Annotated in this window: 16 protein-coding genes; 10 read left to right on the forward strand and 6 right to left on the reverse strand. The window is 62.9% G+C overall.

Annotated elements, in window-relative coordinates; translation table 11 throughout:
- Positions 1-7: 7 nt before the first annotated feature.
- On the forward strand, positions 8-709 hold the full coding sequence (locus tag F0M17_RS04300; RefSeq protein ID WP_038989819.1) for a hypothetical protein: 702 nt from the start codon (positions 8-10) through the stop codon (positions 707-709).
- Positions 710-788: 79 nt separating this feature from the next.
- Here the strand turns inward: F0M17_RS04300 and F0M17_RS17410 are convergent, their stop codons facing one another.
- A complete protein-coding gene (locus tag F0M17_RS17410; RefSeq protein ID WP_168201948.1) occupies positions 789-1,007 on the reverse strand; it encodes an acyl-CoA carboxylase subunit epsilon in 219 nt (72 codons plus the stop codon).
- 52 nt (positions 1,008-1,059) lie between these two features.
- Positions 1,060-2,670 (reverse strand): acyl-CoA carboxylase subunit beta, encoded by a 1,611-nt coding sequence (locus F0M17_RS04310; protein WP_149596504.1) that lies wholly within the window; start codon positions 2,668-2,670, stop codon positions 1,060-1,062.
- 195 nt (positions 2,671-2,865) lie between these two features.
- Between F0M17_RS04310 and F0M17_RS04315 the strand changes: the two genes are divergently transcribed.
- The 7 genes from F0M17_RS04315 (at position 2,866) to F0M17_RS04345 (ending at position 10,574) form a co-directional block, all read left to right on the forward strand.
- Complete coding sequence (locus F0M17_RS04315; protein WP_149596505.1) at positions 2,866-3,723, forward strand: NAD(P)-dependent oxidoreductase; 858 nt, start codon at positions 2,866-2,868, stop codon at positions 3,721-3,723.
- A 58-nt stretch (positions 3,724-3,781) separates the two neighbouring features.
- The gene (locus F0M17_RS04320; RefSeq protein WP_168201949.1) at positions 3,782-4,648 is read left to right on the forward strand and encodes a biotin--[acetyl-CoA-carboxylase] ligase; all 867 of its coding nucleotides are present in this window, start codon (positions 3,782-3,784) and stop codon (positions 4,646-4,648) included.
- Between the two features lie 86 nt (positions 4,649-4,734).
- Positions 4,735-5,283: a hypothetical protein gene (locus F0M17_RS04325; protein WP_066139600.1), complete on the forward strand. Its 549-nt coding sequence runs from the start codon at positions 4,735-4,737 to the stop codon at positions 5,281-5,283.
- Positions 5,280-6,491, forward strand: coding sequence for an adenylate/guanylate cyclase domain-containing protein (locus F0M17_RS04330; protein ID WP_149596507.1), 1,212 nt, complete (start codon positions 5,280-5,282; stop codon positions 6,489-6,491). Before F0M17_RS04325 ends, F0M17_RS04330 begins: the two co-directional genes overlap by 4 nt.
- Positions 6,491-7,447: a PP2C family serine/threonine-protein phosphatase gene (locus F0M17_RS04335; protein WP_149596508.1), complete on the forward strand. Its 957-nt coding sequence runs from the start codon at positions 6,491-6,493 to the stop codon at positions 7,445-7,447. The genes F0M17_RS04330 and F0M17_RS04335 overlap by 1 nt, the downstream gene beginning before the upstream one ends.
- A gap of 47 nt (positions 7,448-7,494) precedes the next feature.
- Positions 7,495-9,771, forward strand: a complete 2,277-nt coding sequence (ligA, locus tag F0M17_RS04340) for an NAD-dependent DNA ligase LigA (protein WP_246857131.1) — start codon at positions 7,495-7,497, stop codon at positions 9,769-9,771.
- 2 nt (positions 9,772-9,773) lie between these two features.
- Positions 9,774-10,574: an inositol monophosphatase family protein gene (locus F0M17_RS04345; protein WP_121866376.1), complete on the forward strand. Its 801-nt coding sequence runs from the start codon at positions 9,774-9,776 to the stop codon at positions 10,572-10,574.
- Here F0M17_RS04345 and F0M17_RS04350 read toward each other — a convergent pair.
- The 4 genes from F0M17_RS04350 to F0M17_RS04365 all read right to left on the reverse strand — a co-directional run bounded on the left by F0M17_RS04350 (position 10,571) and on the right by F0M17_RS04365 (position 13,776).
- Positions 10,571-11,191 (reverse strand): hypothetical protein, encoded by a 621-nt coding sequence (locus F0M17_RS04350; protein ID WP_121866377.1) that lies wholly within the window; start codon positions 11,189-11,191, stop codon positions 10,571-10,573. The genes F0M17_RS04345 and F0M17_RS04350 overlap by 4 nt on opposite strands.
- Positions 11,192-11,275: 84 nt before the next feature.
- A complete protein-coding gene (locus F0M17_RS04355; RefSeq protein WP_121866378.1) occupies positions 11,276-11,725 on the reverse strand; it encodes an SRPBCC family protein in 450 nt (149 codons plus the stop codon).
- Positions 11,726-11,754: 29 nt separating this feature from the next.
- Positions 11,755-12,561, reverse strand: coding sequence for a glucosamine-6-phosphate deaminase (gene nagB / locus F0M17_RS04360; protein WP_149596510.1), 807 nt, complete (start codon positions 12,559-12,561; stop codon positions 11,755-11,757).
- Between the two features lie 84 nt (positions 12,562-12,645).
- Entirely contained in the window at positions 12,646-13,776 is a 1,131-nt protein-coding gene (locus F0M17_RS04365) for an ROK family transcriptional regulator (protein WP_149596511.1), read from the reverse strand.
- Between the two features lie 191 nt (positions 13,777-13,967).
- Here F0M17_RS04365 and F0M17_RS04370 point away from each other — a divergent pair, with 191 nt between their 5' ends.
- A complete protein-coding gene (locus tag F0M17_RS04370) occupies positions 13,968-14,504 on the forward strand; it encodes a GNAT family N-acetyltransferase (protein WP_149596512.1) in 537 nt (178 codons plus the stop codon).
- 87 nt (positions 14,505-14,591) lie between these two features.
- Positions 14,592-16,505: a penicillin-binding transpeptidase domain-containing protein gene (locus tag F0M17_RS04375; RefSeq protein ID WP_149596513.1), complete on the forward strand. Its 1,914-nt coding sequence runs from the start codon at positions 14,592-14,594 to the stop codon at positions 16,503-16,505.
- The last annotated feature ends 1 nt before the right edge of the window (position 16,506 follow it).

Raw genomic sequence — 16,506 nt, forward strand, 5'->3', positions numbered from 1 at the left:
ATAAGCGATGAGTGAAGTAACTATCGAGTACTGCGGGCAGTACTATCCTGTCCAGGACGGCAAGCCCTTCACCATCGGACGTGAAGGCGACCTCGCAATCGACGACAATCCGTACTTGCACCGGCACTTCTTGACGATTAGCAAGCACAGCGGGCTGTGGTGGCTCAACAACGTGGGCAGCCGGCTGACCGCGACCATTGCGGATCGAACCGGCGGCCTGCAAGCCTGGCTGTCGCCGGAGTCGAGCCTGCCGCTGGTGCTCAACCGGGTGGGCGTGGTGTTCACTGCCGGTCCCACCACCTATGAGCTGTCTATTCATGTCGCGCAGCCGGCATTCCGCCAGGACTACCTGGAATACGATGCCTGCGGAGAAACCACCATTGGGCCGGTGCTGCTGACCAGTGCCCAGCGGGCGCTGGTAGTGGTCTTGGCTGAGCCGATGCTGCGCCGCGAAGGCACCGGGCTGAGCTCGATTCCCACCAGCGCGGCGGCTGCCGCACGGCTGGGGTGGGGAATTACGAAGTTCAATCGCAAACTCGATAACGTGTGCGACAAATTGGACAAGGCGGGCGTTGCCGGACTGCGCGGGGGACCGGGAAAACTGGCCACCAACCGTCGCGCCCGGCTGGTGGAGCACGCCGTGAGTTCGCATCTGGTCACCCGTGCCGATTTGGCCATCTTGGATTCCGAAGTACCCGACGAAGACTAGGTTCCCGGCTGGTACGCCAAAGGCCAATGGGCTGGACGATTCCCCGCGGAATTGTTCAGCACATTGGCCTTTGGAATGCTCAGCGGCGTCCGATGGTCCAGCCTAAACGCGGAACGAGTGCGCGGCGCCGGCGAATCCGATCTACGCGCTTCTTGGGCTCTGCGGCCTGCGGTGCAGGCGCGGGAGCGTTGCCCAAGGCAGCGAGCAATGCGGTGACCACCGCCAATTCCTCGTCACTCGGGTTTCCCTTGGTGACGCGGATCTGCGGGGCAACAGGCAAGGCGCTGTTCTGGTCCATCGGCGTGCTCCTTTGTGGTTCTGGTGAGTACTGGTCGGGCAGGATCTGCCGCTTACAGCGGAATGTTGCCGTGCTTCTTCGGAGGCAGGGTCGCATGCTTCTCGCGCAGCGCGCGCAGACCGCGAACCAGCTGGAAGCGGGTCTCGCTCGGGGCGATGACCGCATCCACGTAGCCCAGCTCAGCGGCCTGGTAGGGGTTGAGCAGTTCGGCCTCGTAGTTGTCGATGATCTGCTTGCGGCGGGCCTCGACGTCTCCGCCTTCGGCTTCCACCGCGGCCAGATCGCGGCGGTAGAGGATGTTCACCGCGCCCTGGGCACCCATCACGCCGATCTGCGCGGTAGGCCAAGCCAGATTCAGGTCTGCGCCCAGCTTCTTCGAGCCCATCACGATGTACGCTCCGCCGTAGGCCTTGCGGGTGATCACTGTCAGCTTCGGCACGGTGGCCTCGGCGTAGGCGTAGAGCAGCTTTGCACCGCGGCGGATGATGCCCTGGAACTCCTGGTCCTTGCCCGGCAGGAAGCCCGGCACGTCCACGAAGGTGAGGATCGGGATGTTGAAGGCGTCGCAGTTGCGCACGAAGCGGGCGGCCTTTTCCGAGGCGGCAATGTCCAAGGTTCCGGCGAACTGCATTGGCTGGTTGGCAACAATGCCCACGGTGCGGCCTTCGATGCGGGCGTAGCCAATCATCACGTTGGGTGCGTAGAGCGACTGCATCTCGAAGAAGTGCTCATCATCGACAACCGACTCGATCACGGTGCGCATGTCATAAGGCTGGTTTGCCGAATCCGGGATGAGCGTATCGAGCTCCAGGTCCTCGGCGGTGATATCCAGTTCTTCATCGAATTCGGCAACCAGCGGATCCGAGAGGTTGGAGGACGGGAGGAAGTCCAGCAGTTCCTTGCAGAACTCCACAGCGTCTTCCTCATCGGAGGCAAGGTAGGTGGCGGTACCGGTATTGGCGTTGTGCTGGCGGGCGCCGCCCAGGGTTTCCATGTCGATTTCCTCGCCGGTCACCGTCTTGATGACGTCCGGGCCGGTGATGAACATGTGGCTGGTCTTGTCGACCATGATCACGTAGTCGGTCAGCGCGGGGGAGTAGGCGGCGCCGCCGGCCGATGGGCCCATGATCAGCGAGATCTGCGGGACAACGCCCGAGGCGTGGACATTGTTGCGGAAGATGTCAGCGAACATGGCCAGGGACGCGACGCCCTCCTGGATGCGGGCACCGCCGCCATCGAGGATGCCGACTACCGGGCAGCCGTTGCGCAGCGCGAATTCCTGGACCTTGACGATTTTCTCGCCGTTGACCTGGGACAGCGAGCCGCCGTAAACGGTGAAGTCCTGCGAGTAGACGGCCACCAGTCGGCCATCCACGGTGCCGTAGCCGGAGACCAGGCCATCGCCCAATGGCTTCTTCTTCTCCATGCCGAAGGCGGTGGAGCGGTGGACTGCAAGTGCGTCGAACTCGACGAAGGAGTCTTCGTCCATGAGCATTTCAATGCGTTCGCGGGCAGTGTGCTTGCCGCGGGAGTGCTGCTTTTCGATCGCCGCTTCGCCGCTTGGCGCTTCAGCGAGCTTCTGGCGGCGGCGGAACTCAGCAAGCTTTCCGGCGGTGGTGGACAGGTCGATTGACTCGGCTGCCTCAGTTCTGCCCTGCGTCATGCCTTCGACTCCCTTGAGTTGTCTTCAATGTGTAGGAATGGCACAAGAAAAATGCCATCCAAGCCAGTCTAGCTGGGGAAACAGCTCTTTCGGTTGTAGGAATCTTACAAAATGGCCCGATATCTGGTGCGTGGCACGCCAGAATAAGTTACTGATCGGTAGCTTAGTGGCGGATCATCGCGTAATCTGTATCACATGACTACTGAATCTCGCACTCATATCGCGCCCGTTCCCGGCAACCTGAAGAACCGCACCATCCTGATGAGCGGGGGCAGCCGCGGCATCGGCCTGGCCATCGCGTTGGCCGCAGCCCGGCAAGGGGCCAACGTGGTTCTGCTCTCCAAGACCGATACACCTCACCCGACGCTGGAAGGGACCATCCATACCGCCGTTGCGCAGATCGAGGAAGCCGGCGGCCAGGGCTTGGCCGTTGTCGGCGATGTCCGCGTGGACGCCGACGTGCAGCGCGCCGTGGAGGAAGCGGTGGCAAAATTCGGCGGCATCGACATCGTGGTCAACAACGCCTCGGCGATCAACCTGGCCAAGACCGACCAGGTCGATATGAAGCGCTACGACCTGATGCAGGACATCAACGTCCGAGGCACCTTCCTGCTGTCCAAGACCGCGCTCCCGTACCTGCACGCTTCCGAGCATGCCCATATCCTGACCCTCTCCCCGCCACTGAACCTGGACCCCAAGTGGGCAGGGCAGCACCTGGCCTACACCATGGCCAAGTACGGGATGTCGCTGACCACCCTTGGGCTCGCTGAGGAGCTGAAGGAAGACAACATCGGGGTGAACTCGCTCTGGCCTGAAACCCTGATCGACACCGCAGCAATCCGCAACCTGCCGGGCGGGCAGAAAATGGTCCAGGGCGCACGCGACGCTTCGGTCGTGGCAGACGCGGCCATGGCAATTCTTGCCAGCCCGCCCGCGGGCGTCAGCGGCAATTTCTTCACCGACGGCCAGGTGCTGACCTTGGCCGGGGAGACGGATCTGGAGAAGTACACCCTGAACCCGCAGATCCCGCTGGTCCAGGACATCTTCCTGTAGGCAGTCAAGCGGGGTAAAACAGGGAATAATGGGCGGCCGGTGCCATAGGGTTGGAGATATGGAAAACCCGTATGGCACCGACCGCGCTGTTCTCGATTCCCGGATCTTCAATGAGCTCACCGCCCCGTTGGATTTGGGGCTGGTCAATCTCAAGCCAACCTCCGGTTCTACGAATACCGAGCTGGCGCAACTGGCCAGCACCGGCGAGGCCGGACATCTCAGCGTGTACTACACCGAGCACCAGCAGGCCGGCAAGGGGCGCTTGGGCCGTGAATGGGTGACCCCGGCAGGATCTTCCCTCACCGTCAGCGTCCTGGCCGTGCCCGGACCTGGCTTCCCTCCCGAATCCCTCTCCTGGTACACCATGCTGGCGGCGCTGGCCTGGAGCCGGGCGGCCGAGAATACCTGCGGCGTTCCACTGGGCATCAAATGGCCCAACGACCTCTTGGCTGGCGAGCAGAAAGTCTGCGGCATCCTGGCGCAAATGGTTCCTGCCGGCAACGGCTATGGCGTGGTGGTCGGGACCGGAATCAATGTGAACCAGAGCCGGGAGGAACTTCCGGTGGCTACCGCGACATCCCTGCGGCTGGCCGGTGCGAAGAACCTGAACCGCACCGAATTGCTGGCTGAGTACCTGAAGCAATTTGCGGCTTTGGACCGGGGATTCCGCCAAGTCGGCGGCATGGCGCAGATGCCGTTGCCGGCAAGCAACGGCAAATCCTTGCACCAGCTGGTCAGCGCCAAACTGGCCACGCTGGGACATGACGTGCGTGTGGAATTCCCTGACGGGTCCACGCTGGTGGGCACTGCCATAGAGCTGGGCACCGATGGCTCGCTGGTGCTGGAACACGGCACCGGGCAGCGTGAACATGTGCTGGCAGGCGACGTGCACCACGTGCGGCGCGCCGACGGAAAGTATGCCTAACCCGGCTTGGGTATTGGCCCGGGACTAGTATTGGAAGAGACGACCTAAGCACTCAGCCGGGAACAGGAGGGACGAGGAACAACACGATGAAGTTGCCGCTGCATGAAAGGGAACGAGTGATCATCAAAACTCGTGAGCATTCCCGAGTGCTGCGCCAGCCCGTGGGAGCCTTCCTCGTCTTGACCGCACTATGCACGTTTTCGCTTGGCTATCTTTCCCGGGATGATCTCTCGGACTGGCTGGCTTCCAATGCAAATGTGTGGATGATCGTTGCGGTAGTCCTTTGGGCCGCGCTGGTGCTCATCTGGAGCGTGATTCCCTGGGCCCGGTGGCTGCGCAGCCGCATCGTGCTGACTACCGAGCGGATCATGTTCCGGCCGACGTATAACGACGGCAAGCTGCAATCTGTAGGATTATTTACAGTTCGCGACCTGGTCGCGCACAGCAAGGCGAAAAATGCCATGACGCGTGCGGGAACCTTGGATATCGTGCTGAACCAGGGATACGTGCGGCTCTCGCATGTGCCCTCGGTACAGTATTTCCGTTCCCTGGCAATGGAGGCGATGGCGAACCTGCGCAGCAGCCAGAGTATGGCGCACACCGAAACGACGAACAGTGAGGGCATGGGGGCATGAGCACCGAGCACACCAACACACCTCGGGCAGACTCTCCGCAGTCCGCCGCCGAGGCTGTCCGTGGCGCCCGCCAGCACGCTCCCGCGGCAACCCCCGCCGAATCGGATCCAATTCTCGAACTTGCCGAGGCCATGGAAGGCCCGCTGCGCATTCCGGCCCACACCCCCGAGGCTGTCCGCGACACCGTCGCCTCGCTGGAAAAACGGCTCATCGGCGGCCAGCGCGAATTCCGCCGACGCGAAGTCGCTTCCGAGGCAGGGGTCTCCCTGCACTCGGCACGCAAGCTGTGGCGCGCCATAGGCTTCCCGGAACTCAGCGATGACGAAGTGTTCTTCACCGAGGCCGACAAGAAAGCCCTGGGCACCATGGTGGGCATGGTCCGCGAAGGCACGCTGACCGAGGAAACCGCCATCTCGCTGATGCGTTCGGTCGGCCAGATGACCGACCGCATGGTGGTCTGGCAGATCGAGGCCCTGGTCGAAGACATGATCGCCAACCAGAACCTGTCCGACCGCCAAGCCCGCCGCCAGCTGTTCAGTCTGTTGCCTGAAATCATCCCCGCCATCGAGGACCTGCTGCTCTACTCGTGGCGCCGCCAGCTGAACTCCGCCGTGCACCGCATGGCCTTGCGCGTGGAAACCGGTGTGGCCGCCTACAACCAGGACCGCGGCGAGGACGATGGCGGCACCCCGTTGCCGCTGGCCCGTGCGGTGGGCTTCGCCGACCTGGTCTCCTACACCTCGCTGTCGCGGCGCATGAACGAGCGCACGCTGGCCCAGCTGGTCCAGCGTTTCGAGGCCAAGTGCGCGGAAATCATTTCTGTGGGCGGCGGCCGCCTGGTCAAGACCATCGGCGATGAAGTGCTCTACGTGGCAGAAACCCCGCAGGCCGGCGCGCAGATCGCGCTGTCCCTCTCGCGCGAGCTGGCCAAGGACGAGCTCTTCCCGCAAACCCGCGGAGCGGTGGTCTGGGGCCGGCTGCTCTCGCGCCTGGGCGATATCTACGGACCGACGGTGAACATGGCGGCCCGGCTGACCTCGCTGGCCGAGCCCGGTACCGTGCTGACCGATGCGATTACCGCGAATACGCTGCGCAATGATGCACGCTTCGTGCTCACCGCCCAGGAAATTACCGCGGTGCGCGGCTTCGGGGATATCCAACCCTACGAACTCTCGGCAGGCGAGGGAGCAGGACTGGTGATTGACTGATGGCTAATGAACCAGCCCCGGTTCCCTTCATCCTCGCCGCGGCGGGCCTGACGGACGTGGGACGCAAGCGCTCGCAGAACCAGGACCGTATCCTGATGCACGACATCGTGTACGCGGTTGCCGACGGCATGGGCGGGCATGAAGCCGGCGAGGTGGCCAGCCAGCTTGCGGTGGAAACCATGGAAGAAATCTGCACCTTCGCCAATAAGACCTCGGTGCGGAAACTGCCCTCGGTGCCGGATGTCCAGCGGCAGGTGCAGCTGGCCGATGACCGCATCCGCGAAGCGCTTGAATCGCGCGGCGGCACGACCCTGTGCGCCCTGGTGCAGATCAGGACCCCCAGCAAGGGCCGGGACAGCGTGACCGCTCCGCTGGCCGCCGTTCCGCCGTGGACCTCCAGCTTCGCAATGACGCAGAATACCGACGTGATTTCCAAGATCACTCCGCAAATGCTGGAGAACCACCGCGCCAACCTGGCCCCGGCTACCGCGCCGCTGCCGGTGGCCACCGAGGAAGTCCCGAGCCTGCTGCTGGTCAACGTGGGAGACTCGCGCGGCTACCGGCTGCGCGACGGTGCGCTGCAGCAGCTGACCCGCGACCACTCGGCCGTGCAGGAAATGGTGGATGCCGGGCAGATCACCGAGCTGGAAGCGCGCAACCATCCGCACCGGAACCTGATTACCCGCGCCCTGGGCGCAGGCGCCGAAAGCCAGCCGGACGTCACCGTCCTGCAGCCACGCATCGGCGACCGCTACATGCTGTGCAGCGACGGGCTCTCCGGCGAATTGACCGAGGACATTTTGCAGACCCTGCTGGTGAACTACAAGGACCGCACCGAAGCGGCCCGGATTCTCACTGCGGCTGCGCTGGAAGCCGGCGGCCGGGACAACATCGCAGTGATCGTGATTGACGTGCTGGCAGCCGAACCCGCACCAGCGGACGCACCTGGGAACTAGGGCTCCAAGCCAGCTAAACTGTCCGCCGGTGGGGCACAATTGAATACGTGAGTGAAAAAGACGCAGCACCAGTCGAGACCGCCAACGTACCGCCGGAAGCTGACAAGACCCGCTATGAACAGCTGGTCGAGCAGATCCGCGCCCACCGCGAGGCCTATTACCAAAATGATGCTCCCCTGGTCTCCGACGCAGAATACGACGCGTTATTCCAGGAGCTCCAGCTGCTTGAGGCGACCTATCCCATCCTTGCTGGACAGGATTCGCCCACCCAGGAAGTCGGCGGCGAAGCCTCCGCCGCCTTCGCATCGGTCACCCACGCCAGCCGGATGTACTCGCTGGAAGACGTCTTCTCACTTGATGAACTCGACGCGTGGCTGGAGCGTGCCCAGGCCAATGCCGAACGCCTGCACCCGCAGACCCCGGTCAAATGGCTGTGCGAAGTCAAAATCGACGGCCTGGCACTGAACCTGACCTACCGCGAGGGCAAGCTGATTCGCGCGGCCACCCGCGGGGACGGCACCACCGGAGAAGACGTGACCCACAATGCGCTGACCATCAGCGATATCCCGCAACAGCTGTCCGGCTCCGGCTGGCCTGCGGAATTCGAAGTCCGCGGCGAAGTCTTCATCGCCACCGAGGACTTCAACAAGTTCAACGAGGCACTGATCGCCCAGGGCAAGGCGCCGCTGGCCAACCCGCGCAACGCCGCCGCCGGGTCCTTGCGCCAGAAGGATCCGGAGCAGACCGCCAAGCGTCCGCTGCGCATGTTCGTGCATGGCCTGGGCCGCAGCCGCGATTTCAACCTGACCGAGCAGTCCCAGGCCTATGAGCTGATGCGCAGCTGGGGCCTGCCGGTCTCTCCGTACGGCCGCGTGGTCGGCAGCCGCCAGGAAGCCAAGGATTACATCGCCGAGCACGGCGAGAAGCGCCACGATTTGATCCACGACATCGATGGCATTGTCATCAAGGTCGATGACCTGGCCACCCAGGAACAGCTGGGCTACACCTCGCGGGTTCCGCGCTGGGCCGTCGCCTACAAGTACCCGCCCGAAGAAGTGCACACCAAGCTGCTGGACATCCAGGTCCAGGTGGGCCGCACCGGCCGCGTGACCCCCTTCGGCGTGATGGAACCAGTCCTCGTCGCCGGCTCCACCGTCGCGCGCGCGACTTTGCACAACCAGGAAGTCGTCAAGGCGAAAAACGTCAAAATCGGCGACACAGTCATCCTGCGCAAGGCCGGAGACGTCATCCCGGAGATTGTCGGCCCGGTGCTCCCGCTGCGCGATGGCAACGAGAACCTGCGTGATTTCGTCATGCCCACCGAATGCCCTTCCTGCGGGCAGCCGCTGGCCCCGGCCAAGGAAGGCGACGTGGATATCCGTTGCCTCAACGCTGAATCCTGCCCGGCACAGCTCACCGAGCGCGTGGCCTACCTTGCCGGACGCAGTGCACTGGACATCGAAGCCCTCGGCTACGAAGCGGCTGCTGCCCTGACCAGCGGTCCGGGCGAGGACCCGGCCACCCAGGGCGGCGTCATCCTGCCCGCCGGACCCGGCCCGCTGAAGAACGAGGCCGACCTGTTCAACCTCAAGGACAAGCTCGATGAGCTTGGCGAGGTCAAGGTCTGGCGGGAAAAGCGCTCCAAGGGGGAGGACACCGGCAAGTACGAGCTCGTCCCGTACTTCTATTCCAAGGCCACCGCCAAAAAGCCTTCGGTGCCGACCAAGAGCACCCTGAAGCTGCTTGATGAGCTGGAGAAGGCCAAGGGCAACCCGCTGTGGCGGGTGCTGGTAGCCCTGTCCATCCGCCACGTCGGCCCGAACGCCTCGCGGGCCATTGCCACCCGCTACGGCTCCATGGACGCCCTGCTTCAGGTCCTGGACTCGGGCAACGCGGTGGCGGAACTGGCCGAAATCGATTCGGTTGGCACCATCATCGCCGAAGCGCTGGTTGACTGGTTCACGGTGGATTGGCACCGCGAGATCGTCTCCTCCTGGCAGGCCTCCGGCGTGCAGATGGAAGACGAGCAGGATGCGAACATCACCAAGAACCTCGAAGGCCTGGCCATCGTGGTGACCGGTACCCTGGAGAACTATTCCCGGGATACCGCCAAGGAAGCGATCATTGTCCGTGGCGGCAAGGCCACCGGCAGCGTCTCGAAGAAGACCGACTTCCTGGTGGCCGGCGAATCCGCCGGGTCGAAGCTGGACAAAGCCCAGTCCCTGGGCGTTCCGGTACTGGACGAAGCCGGATTCGGCATCCTGCTGGAGCAAGGACCGGAAGCAGCACGCAAGGCAGCACTCACCGCACCAACGGAAGGCTAGACATGGACCGCACAGTAACCCACGATCCGCTGGTGATGGTGGCCCGCCGGGCTGCCGCCGCCGGCGCTGAAGTACTTGGCCGCCGCGACGAATCGCAGTTCAACCTCACCGACAAGTCGGCGGCAGGGGACTGGGTCACCGACTTCGACCGGGCTGCCGAGGAAGCGATTCGCGATGCCATTGTGACCTCCCGGCCCAACGACGAGTTGACCGGCGAAGAATATCCCAGCGCCAAGCCGGCGCATCCCAGCGGTCTGCGCTGGAGCATTGATCCGCTGGATGGCACCACGAACTTCGTGCGCAACATTGCCTATTATTGCTCGTCGGTGGGCGTCTGCCAGCGCAACGATGATGGCAGCGAGACCTGGGTGGCCGCGGCCATCGTCGCCCCTGCCTTGCAGGTGGAGTACTTTGCCGGGAAGGGACTGGGCGCATGGAAACTCGACCTGCGTTCCGGAAAGCTCACCCAGCTCAGCGGCCCGGTTGAATCGGAAACCAGGATCCTGGCCACCGGCTTCGGCTATGATTCCGAGCGCCGGCAGTTCCAAGCCCAGGTGCTCGGGACAATGCTTGAGGACTATGTGAATGTGCGCCGGCTCGGCTCGGCTGCGCTGGATTTGTGCCTCGTGGCCGAGGGGTCTTTGGACGCCTACGCCGAATACGGCACCCAGGAGTATGACTGGGCCGCCGGCGCGCTGATTGCCGAGGAAGCAGGATGCCAGGTTGGCCGGCCCAGCAGCAATCCGGGCTGGCAGTACGCCGGATTTGTGGACCCGGCAAAGCTCGCGGAGCCTGGCGCCTAAAGCAGAACGGCTGCCATCCACTCATGCGCATAGTGGATGGCAATGCCCACGGCGACACCGCCACACACTTGTGTGGCGGTGTGCTGGAAACTGCGGATGCGTGCCCAGGACAGCACCGCAATGAAGAACACCACCAGCGGCATCAGCTCGTTCAACTGCCCGGCCACCTGCAAGATCACGTAGGTGCCCACGGCCAGGTGCACCGAGACCTTCCACCACATATTGATCACAGCGACGACTGCCAATCCCAGCAGGATGCTGAGCACTTCGAGGTACATCCGCGTCCCGGCGTCCATGAGCCGCAGCACGAGCAGGCCGCAGAGGATCAATCCGGCGGTATAGGCGTAGATCCAATGCCGCTGATGCCTTACGGTCACGTGCATGTCGGTGACCTTGCCACGCAGTTTCGCGCCGGCCAGGATCAGCCACGGAATAATCGTGGTGAACAGGGCCGCGGTGACCGACTCGCTCCAGCGCACCGAAGCATCCCGCCATGGAGTGGCCAGCAGCAGCACGGTAGCCAAGATGATAGGGGAGAGCAGGTGGGAAACCACCAGAGCGCATTTTCGCGCTGCGGTCGGGGCGCTGGCTTGCGAGGTCTGCTGTATTCGGGTCATTGGCCTTCATCTGGGTAGCGGGTTGCTGACGACTATGCGACTAGTCCACTGTACAAGCAGTTCCGGTGCTCCCATTCTGCAGAGTCAGCTTTGCTCCGCGACCAGGTAGTCATTGCGGATCCGGATGAGCTTGGGCAGGTACCATCCGAGGACGAGCCGTTCGGCCAGCCACCCCAATGGACCAAGCGGAGCGCTGAATTGGATCTTGTCGATCATCAACGTCCCGTGGTCCAACTCATGGAATTCATGGACGTGGTGGAAGTACTTGAACGGTCCGCGCAGCTGCTGGTCGGTGAAGCTGCGCGGGGCATCCACGGCGGAAATCGTGGAGGTCATCCGGATGGGAATGCCAAAGTGCTTGGCCCGCCAGGTAACTTGCTCGCCCAGGCCAATGGTTCCGCTGGTCACCCCAGCTACTGCCTTCTCCTTCGCGTCGGCCATCGAGCCTGTATGCGCGTCGATGCTCAACGATTTCTCGAAGAGCTCAGCAGGGCTGAGGTTGGCTTGCGTAACGCATTCAAAGTAGACGGCCATGGCTAAAGTATGCCACTGGCATGGGAGTTTTAGCGGACGGTGAGGTCCAGAACGGTCAGTTCTTCAGCCGCGTCATCGTAGTAGTCACGCAGCTTCAGGCCCTCGGCCGCTGCCTCGTCAACGACTACCACTGCGTCCTGGTGCAGTTGCAGGACAGATGCCGGGCAGGAAGCTGAGATCGGGCCTTCCACGGCAGCAGCAATTGCATCTGCCTTGCCGGAGCCCACGGCAACCAGGACCAGGCGACCTGCGTCCAGGATCGTGCCGAGGCCCTGGGTGACGCAGTGGGTGGGAACATGCTCAATGCCGTCGAAGAAGCGCGCATTGTCTTCACGGGTGTTCGCCGCCAAGCGCTTGATTCGGGTGCGGCTTCGCAGCGCGCTGCCCGGTTCGTTGAAGCCCAAGTGGCCGTTTGATCCGATGCCCAGGATTTGCACATCGATGCCTCCGGCCTGTGCGATGGACGCATCGTACGCGCGGGCCGCTGCCTCAATGGCTTCTACCGAGGCGGCCATGCCCTGCGGAACATGCAATGAGTCCGCAGACAAGCCGATGACGTTGCAGACTTCGTTGAGCAGGGTCTGTCGGTAGGACTGTTCATGGGTGTCAGGGATCCCGATGTATTCATCGAGGGCGAATCCCTGTGCACGGCTGAAATCGGCGCGTCCTTCCTGAACTGCGCGGGACAGTTCACGATACAGTCCCAGCGGGGAGGAGCCGGTGGCGAGCCCGAGGACCGGGGCAGCGCCGGCACTATGGTGGGCCAGACCAGCTAAAACGTTGTCGGCTGCGATCTTTGCGACTTCTTCTGGGGATGAACCAATGAGCACGCGCATGGTGTGCACTCTCCAATCTTGGCAGTGATGAATATCAGTGATGATGAGCGGTGTAGCAGGTGTGAGGTGAACGGAACGGTTCGGTCAGGTGATCCCCAGTTCATGGAACAGCACGTTGACCGCGCACCCTCGAAGTACCAGATGTTCTGGATCTTCGCTGAGCGAAAGACGGAAGTCTTCGGCACGCGCAGCATGCGAGCGCAGGGCCAATGCTTCGTGCAGGGCCTTGGCGAGCGGCTGGTCCACGACCTCTGGGATGCCGGTGAAAACGACATTGCGAATGTCCAGGGTTGAAAGCAGCGGAGCAACCGCGCCTGCAAGATACGAGGCGATCCGCTGATCCAGCTGCTCTTTCGACTCTCCCTCGGCCAGGGCCTTCCAGATGGCAGGAATGGAAACGTAGGCTTCCAGGCAGCCGATTTCACCGCAGCTGCATGGGGCAGTGTCCTCTGGTCGCTGGCGGACATGGCCCAGCTCGCCGGCGGCAAAATTCGAGCCGCGCACCAGGGTGTTGTGGGTGATGACGCCGCACCCCACGCCGCGTCCCAGGCGGAGCAGGATCATGTGGTCGCTGCCTTGGCCAAAGGTGTGCTCGGAGAGTATGGCGCAGTCGGCGTCATTGAGGATATGGGTGTTGATGCCGGTGGCCTGCTTGACGGCAGAGCCCAGGTCGAAGCCACGCCAATCGAATTTTTCGGAATCGACGATAATTCCCTGGTCGGTCACGACTCCGGGGGAGCCGATGCCCAAGCCAAGTACCGGTGAGTCGCAGTGCCCTATGGCTGTGTCGAGCAATTCGAGGAGCTGGGCGGTGGCGGCTTCTTTGGTTGCTCCACGATTCGGGGAAGAAAAGCTCTTGAGAATGGTGCCATCCAGATCCATGACCGCCGCTTGGAACGGGACAACTCCGGAGAGATCCACGCCGATGATCCTGAGCCCAGGACGATTCAAATCGACGAGGGTGGAGGGCTTTCCCGGGCGCTTGCCTTCTTGCTGGCCGGTTTCGATCACGTGGGAACGATTGAGCAGTTCGGCGACGAGTTCCGAGACGGTGACACGTGTCAGGCCCGTGGCGCGGGCCAGGTCTGCACGGCTCAGTGCACCTCGGTCTGAAAGAGTTTGCAGAACCAGCGACAGGTTGTGCTCCCTTCCATGGGACGGCAAGATGGCGCTGCCGTGGGTCAGCACATTCCAGTCCTTGCGCGGGGAAGTCACAGGGTTAGTTAACTCTATTAACAAACCTCTGGGCAAGTCTGCTCCGTGGACATTGCATAGAAAGAGTCTTTTGCGCCAATTGCTGCAAATCGGAGAATCGTCGGCGGCAAGAGTTTGCAACGATGCATTGTTTCCGCAGCGTCCGGTCAACTGCGGAAAACCTCCAGGAGCCGTGGCACACTTGGAAGATCATGACTGACGAGCAAACTTTTTCATACTGCAGTGGCGATCTGTCGATTGAACTAGCCACGCCGGCCGATTACCAGCGGGTGGGGGAGCTGACCGCTGAGTCCTACTTTGCCGCTGGGCATTTCAGCAGCCCGCAGGACGAATACCTGAACTTTGTCCGCAAGGTCGCCGAGCGTGCAAAGCAGAGCGAAATCTATGTGGTGCGCCGAGCCGGCGAAATTGCCGGTTCCATGACGTTGATCCGCGCGGGTAGCGACTATGCGGACATCGCCCGGGACGACGAGCTGGAAATCCGCATGCTCAGCGTCGATCCCGCCGCGCAGCGCGGCGGGATCGGACGGGCCATGGTGCTGGCCGCCATTGAACGTGCCCGGCTTATTCCGGGAATCAACGCCGTCTCCTTGACCACCGGCAGCACCTGGGCTTCCGCCCGGGGTTTGTATGAAACCCTCGGATTCGCCCACCATCCAGAACGCGATTGGGTGGTGCCGAACACCGATATCAAATTGGTGGTCTACGCCTATCGACTGCAGTCCTGACGGTTTCTTCCACGCCCCAGCTGAACTGCCCATGACATAGGCAGACACGCATTGTGGTCTGCCAAAGCGCATGAATAGAATGGCGCCATGAGTGCTGTTCGCCGAAGTGTCACCGCCCTGTCCGTCGCCGCTCTCGCCCTCGGGTCGCTGAGCGCCTGCAGCGCCGGCGCACCCGACCCGGCACCATCAGCCGATGCGCTGGTGGCCGCCATGAACAGCGGCGATTTCGCCGGCGTGCAATTTACCGGCACCAGCCCGCAGGACGCGGCGAAGGCCCAGGAAACAGCCTTTGGCACCATGGGCGAAATCAAGCACACGAGTACCGTCAGCTCGGTCGCAGAGGACGAAGAGGAACAAGACGGAGTCAAGACGGCCACCGCGAACATCACCACGGTGTGGGATGTCGACGCATCGGACAAGGACCTGAGCTATGACACCCGGGCCGTCTGGGAATACGACAAGGAAGCCGAGGCCTGGAAACTGCGCTTCGACCCGTCAATCCTCGCCCCGGGATTCGAAAGCGGCGACTATCTCAAGGCGGCATTCGAGCCGGCAGCACGCGGCAGCATCACCGATGCAGAAGGCGAGAACATTGTCGCTGACCGGCCGGTGATCCGCGTCGGCATGGACAAGACCCATACCGGCAAGGAGAACTGGGAAAGCTCAGCGAAGAAGCTGGCCAAGCTGGTGGACATCGATGAGGACGCGTACGCGAAACGCGTGATGGCCGCAGGCGATAAGGCATGGGTGGAAGCCATCGTCTTGCGCGATGACGCAACCCGTGAGGTTACCGACGAAGAAATCAAGGCCATCCCGGGAGCCAACTTCCAGAATGACGAGCTGTCATTGGCACCCACCCGTTCCTTCGCCCGTCCGCTGCTGGGCAGCGTAGGAAAGGCCACCGCGGAAATCATCGAGAAGTCCGAGGGCAAGGTCAAGGCCGGCGACCAGGTAGGCAAATCGGGATTGCAGGCCGCCTACAATGACACCCTCTCGGGAACCGCCGGAGTCACGGTGTCGCAATACGATGCTGAGCATGAAGAGCTAGCGGAACTGTTCGCCAACGCCCCGGTGCCAGGCAAGGACCTGAAGACCACCCTTGATACCAGCCTGCAGCAAGCAGCGGATGAACTGCTGGAAGATGCCGAATCGAACTCGGCCATAGTGGTTATCCGGCCCTCGGACGGCAGCGTCCTGGCTGCATCTTCCGGCCCGGTATCCTCCGGCTTGAACACCGCCCTGCAAGCGTCCTATGCGCCGGGCTCCTCCTTCAAGGTCATCAGCGCCTTGGCCATGCTGCGTGAAGGCGCCACCCCGGGCTCCGAGGTCAAATGCCCGGCAACCACGGTGGTGGACGGAAAGAGCTTCAAGAACTACGACGGCTACCCGGCCTCAGCGGTAGGCACCATCCCGCTCTCCGAGGCGATTGCCCAATCCTGCAACACGGTCTTCGTGAACCAGGGGCAGGAGATCAGCGGCAAGAAGCTGGCCGACGCCGCAACCTCGCTCGGCTTGCTGGCCGAGGACGGCACCGGTACCGGCGCCGTGTTCGGTTCGGTGCCCGAGGATTCGACAGGCACCACCCAGGCCGCGAACATGATTGGCCAGGGCGTCGTGGAAGCCTCGCCGCTGGGCATGGCCACCGTGATGGCATCTATCCAGGCCAAATCCACCGTGCAACCCAAGCTGGTGCTCTCGCCTGAACCCGAGGCGGCTGCCAAGCCGGCGTCTACGCTCACCGAAAAGGAAGCCGAGCAGCTGTCGGCGATGATGGCCGAGGTCGTGGACCATGGAACCCTGAAGGATTTGAAGGGGACAGGCAGCGGCAAGATCATCGGCAAGAGCGGCACCGCAGAATACGACAGCGAGAAGAACGCGCATGCCTGGGCCATAGCCGCCCAGGGCGATCTGGCCATTGCCGCATTCGTCGAGGACGGGGACGGCGGTGCCCAATCGGCCGGACCACTGGTGAAGTCCATGCTCCAGGAAGCTGCCAAGTAGC

Source organism: Glutamicibacter sp. ZJUTW, assembly GCF_008370855.1.
In the GTDB taxonomy this organism is placed as follows: Bacteria; Actinomycetota; Actinomycetes; order Actinomycetales; family Micrococcaceae; genus Glutamicibacter; species Glutamicibacter nicotianae.

Bases quoted from the DNA above. Each gene is read 5' to 3' on its own strand.
- F0M17_RS04300 (WP_038989819.1), top strand. From the start codon at position 8: ATGAGTGAAGTAACTATCGAGTACTGCGGGCAGTACTATCCTGTCCAG.
- F0M17_RS17410 (WP_168201948.1), bottom strand. From the start codon at position 1,007: ATGGACCAGAACAGCGCCTTGCCTGTTGCCCCGCAGATCCGCGTCACC.
- F0M17_RS04310 (WP_149596504.1), bottom strand. From the start codon at position 2,670: ATGACGCAGGGCAGAACTGAGGCAGCCGAGTCAATCGACCTGTCCACC.
- F0M17_RS04315 (WP_149596505.1), top strand. From the start codon at position 2,866: ATGACTACTGAATCTCGCACTCATATCGCGCCCGTTCCCGGCAACCTG.
- F0M17_RS04320 (WP_168201949.1), top strand. From the start codon at position 3,782: ATGGAAAACCCGTATGGCACCGACCGCGCTGTTCTCGATTCCCGGATC.
- F0M17_RS04325 (WP_066139600.1), top strand. From the start codon at position 4,735: ATGAAGTTGCCGCTGCATGAAAGGGAACGAGTGATCATCAAAACTCGT.
- F0M17_RS04330 (WP_149596507.1), top strand. From the start codon at position 5,280: ATGAGCACCGAGCACACCAACACACCTCGGGCAGACTCTCCGCAGTCC.
- F0M17_RS04335 (WP_149596508.1), top strand. From the start codon at position 6,491: ATGGCTAATGAACCAGCCCCGGTTCCCTTCATCCTCGCCGCGGCGGGC.
- F0M17_RS04345 (WP_121866376.1), top strand. From the start codon at position 9,774: ATGGACCGCACAGTAACCCACGATCCGCTGGTGATGGTGGCCCGCCGG.
- F0M17_RS04350 (WP_121866377.1), bottom strand. From the start codon at position 11,191: ATGACCCGAATACAGCAGACCTCGCAAGCCAGCGCCCCGACCGCAGCG.
- F0M17_RS04355 (WP_121866378.1), bottom strand. From the start codon at position 11,725: ATGGCCGTCTACTTTGAATGCGTTACGCAAGCCAACCTCAGCCCTGCT.
- nagB (WP_149596510.1), bottom strand. From the start codon at position 12,561: ATGCGCGTGCTCATTGGTTCATCCCCAGAAGAAGTCGCAAAGATCGCA.
- F0M17_RS04370 (WP_149596512.1), top strand. From the start codon at position 13,968: ATGACTGACGAGCAAACTTTTTCATACTGCAGTGGCGATCTGTCGATT.
- F0M17_RS04375 (WP_149596513.1), top strand. From the start codon at position 14,592: ATGAGTGCTGTTCGCCGAAGTGTCACCGCCCTGTCCGTCGCCGCTCTC.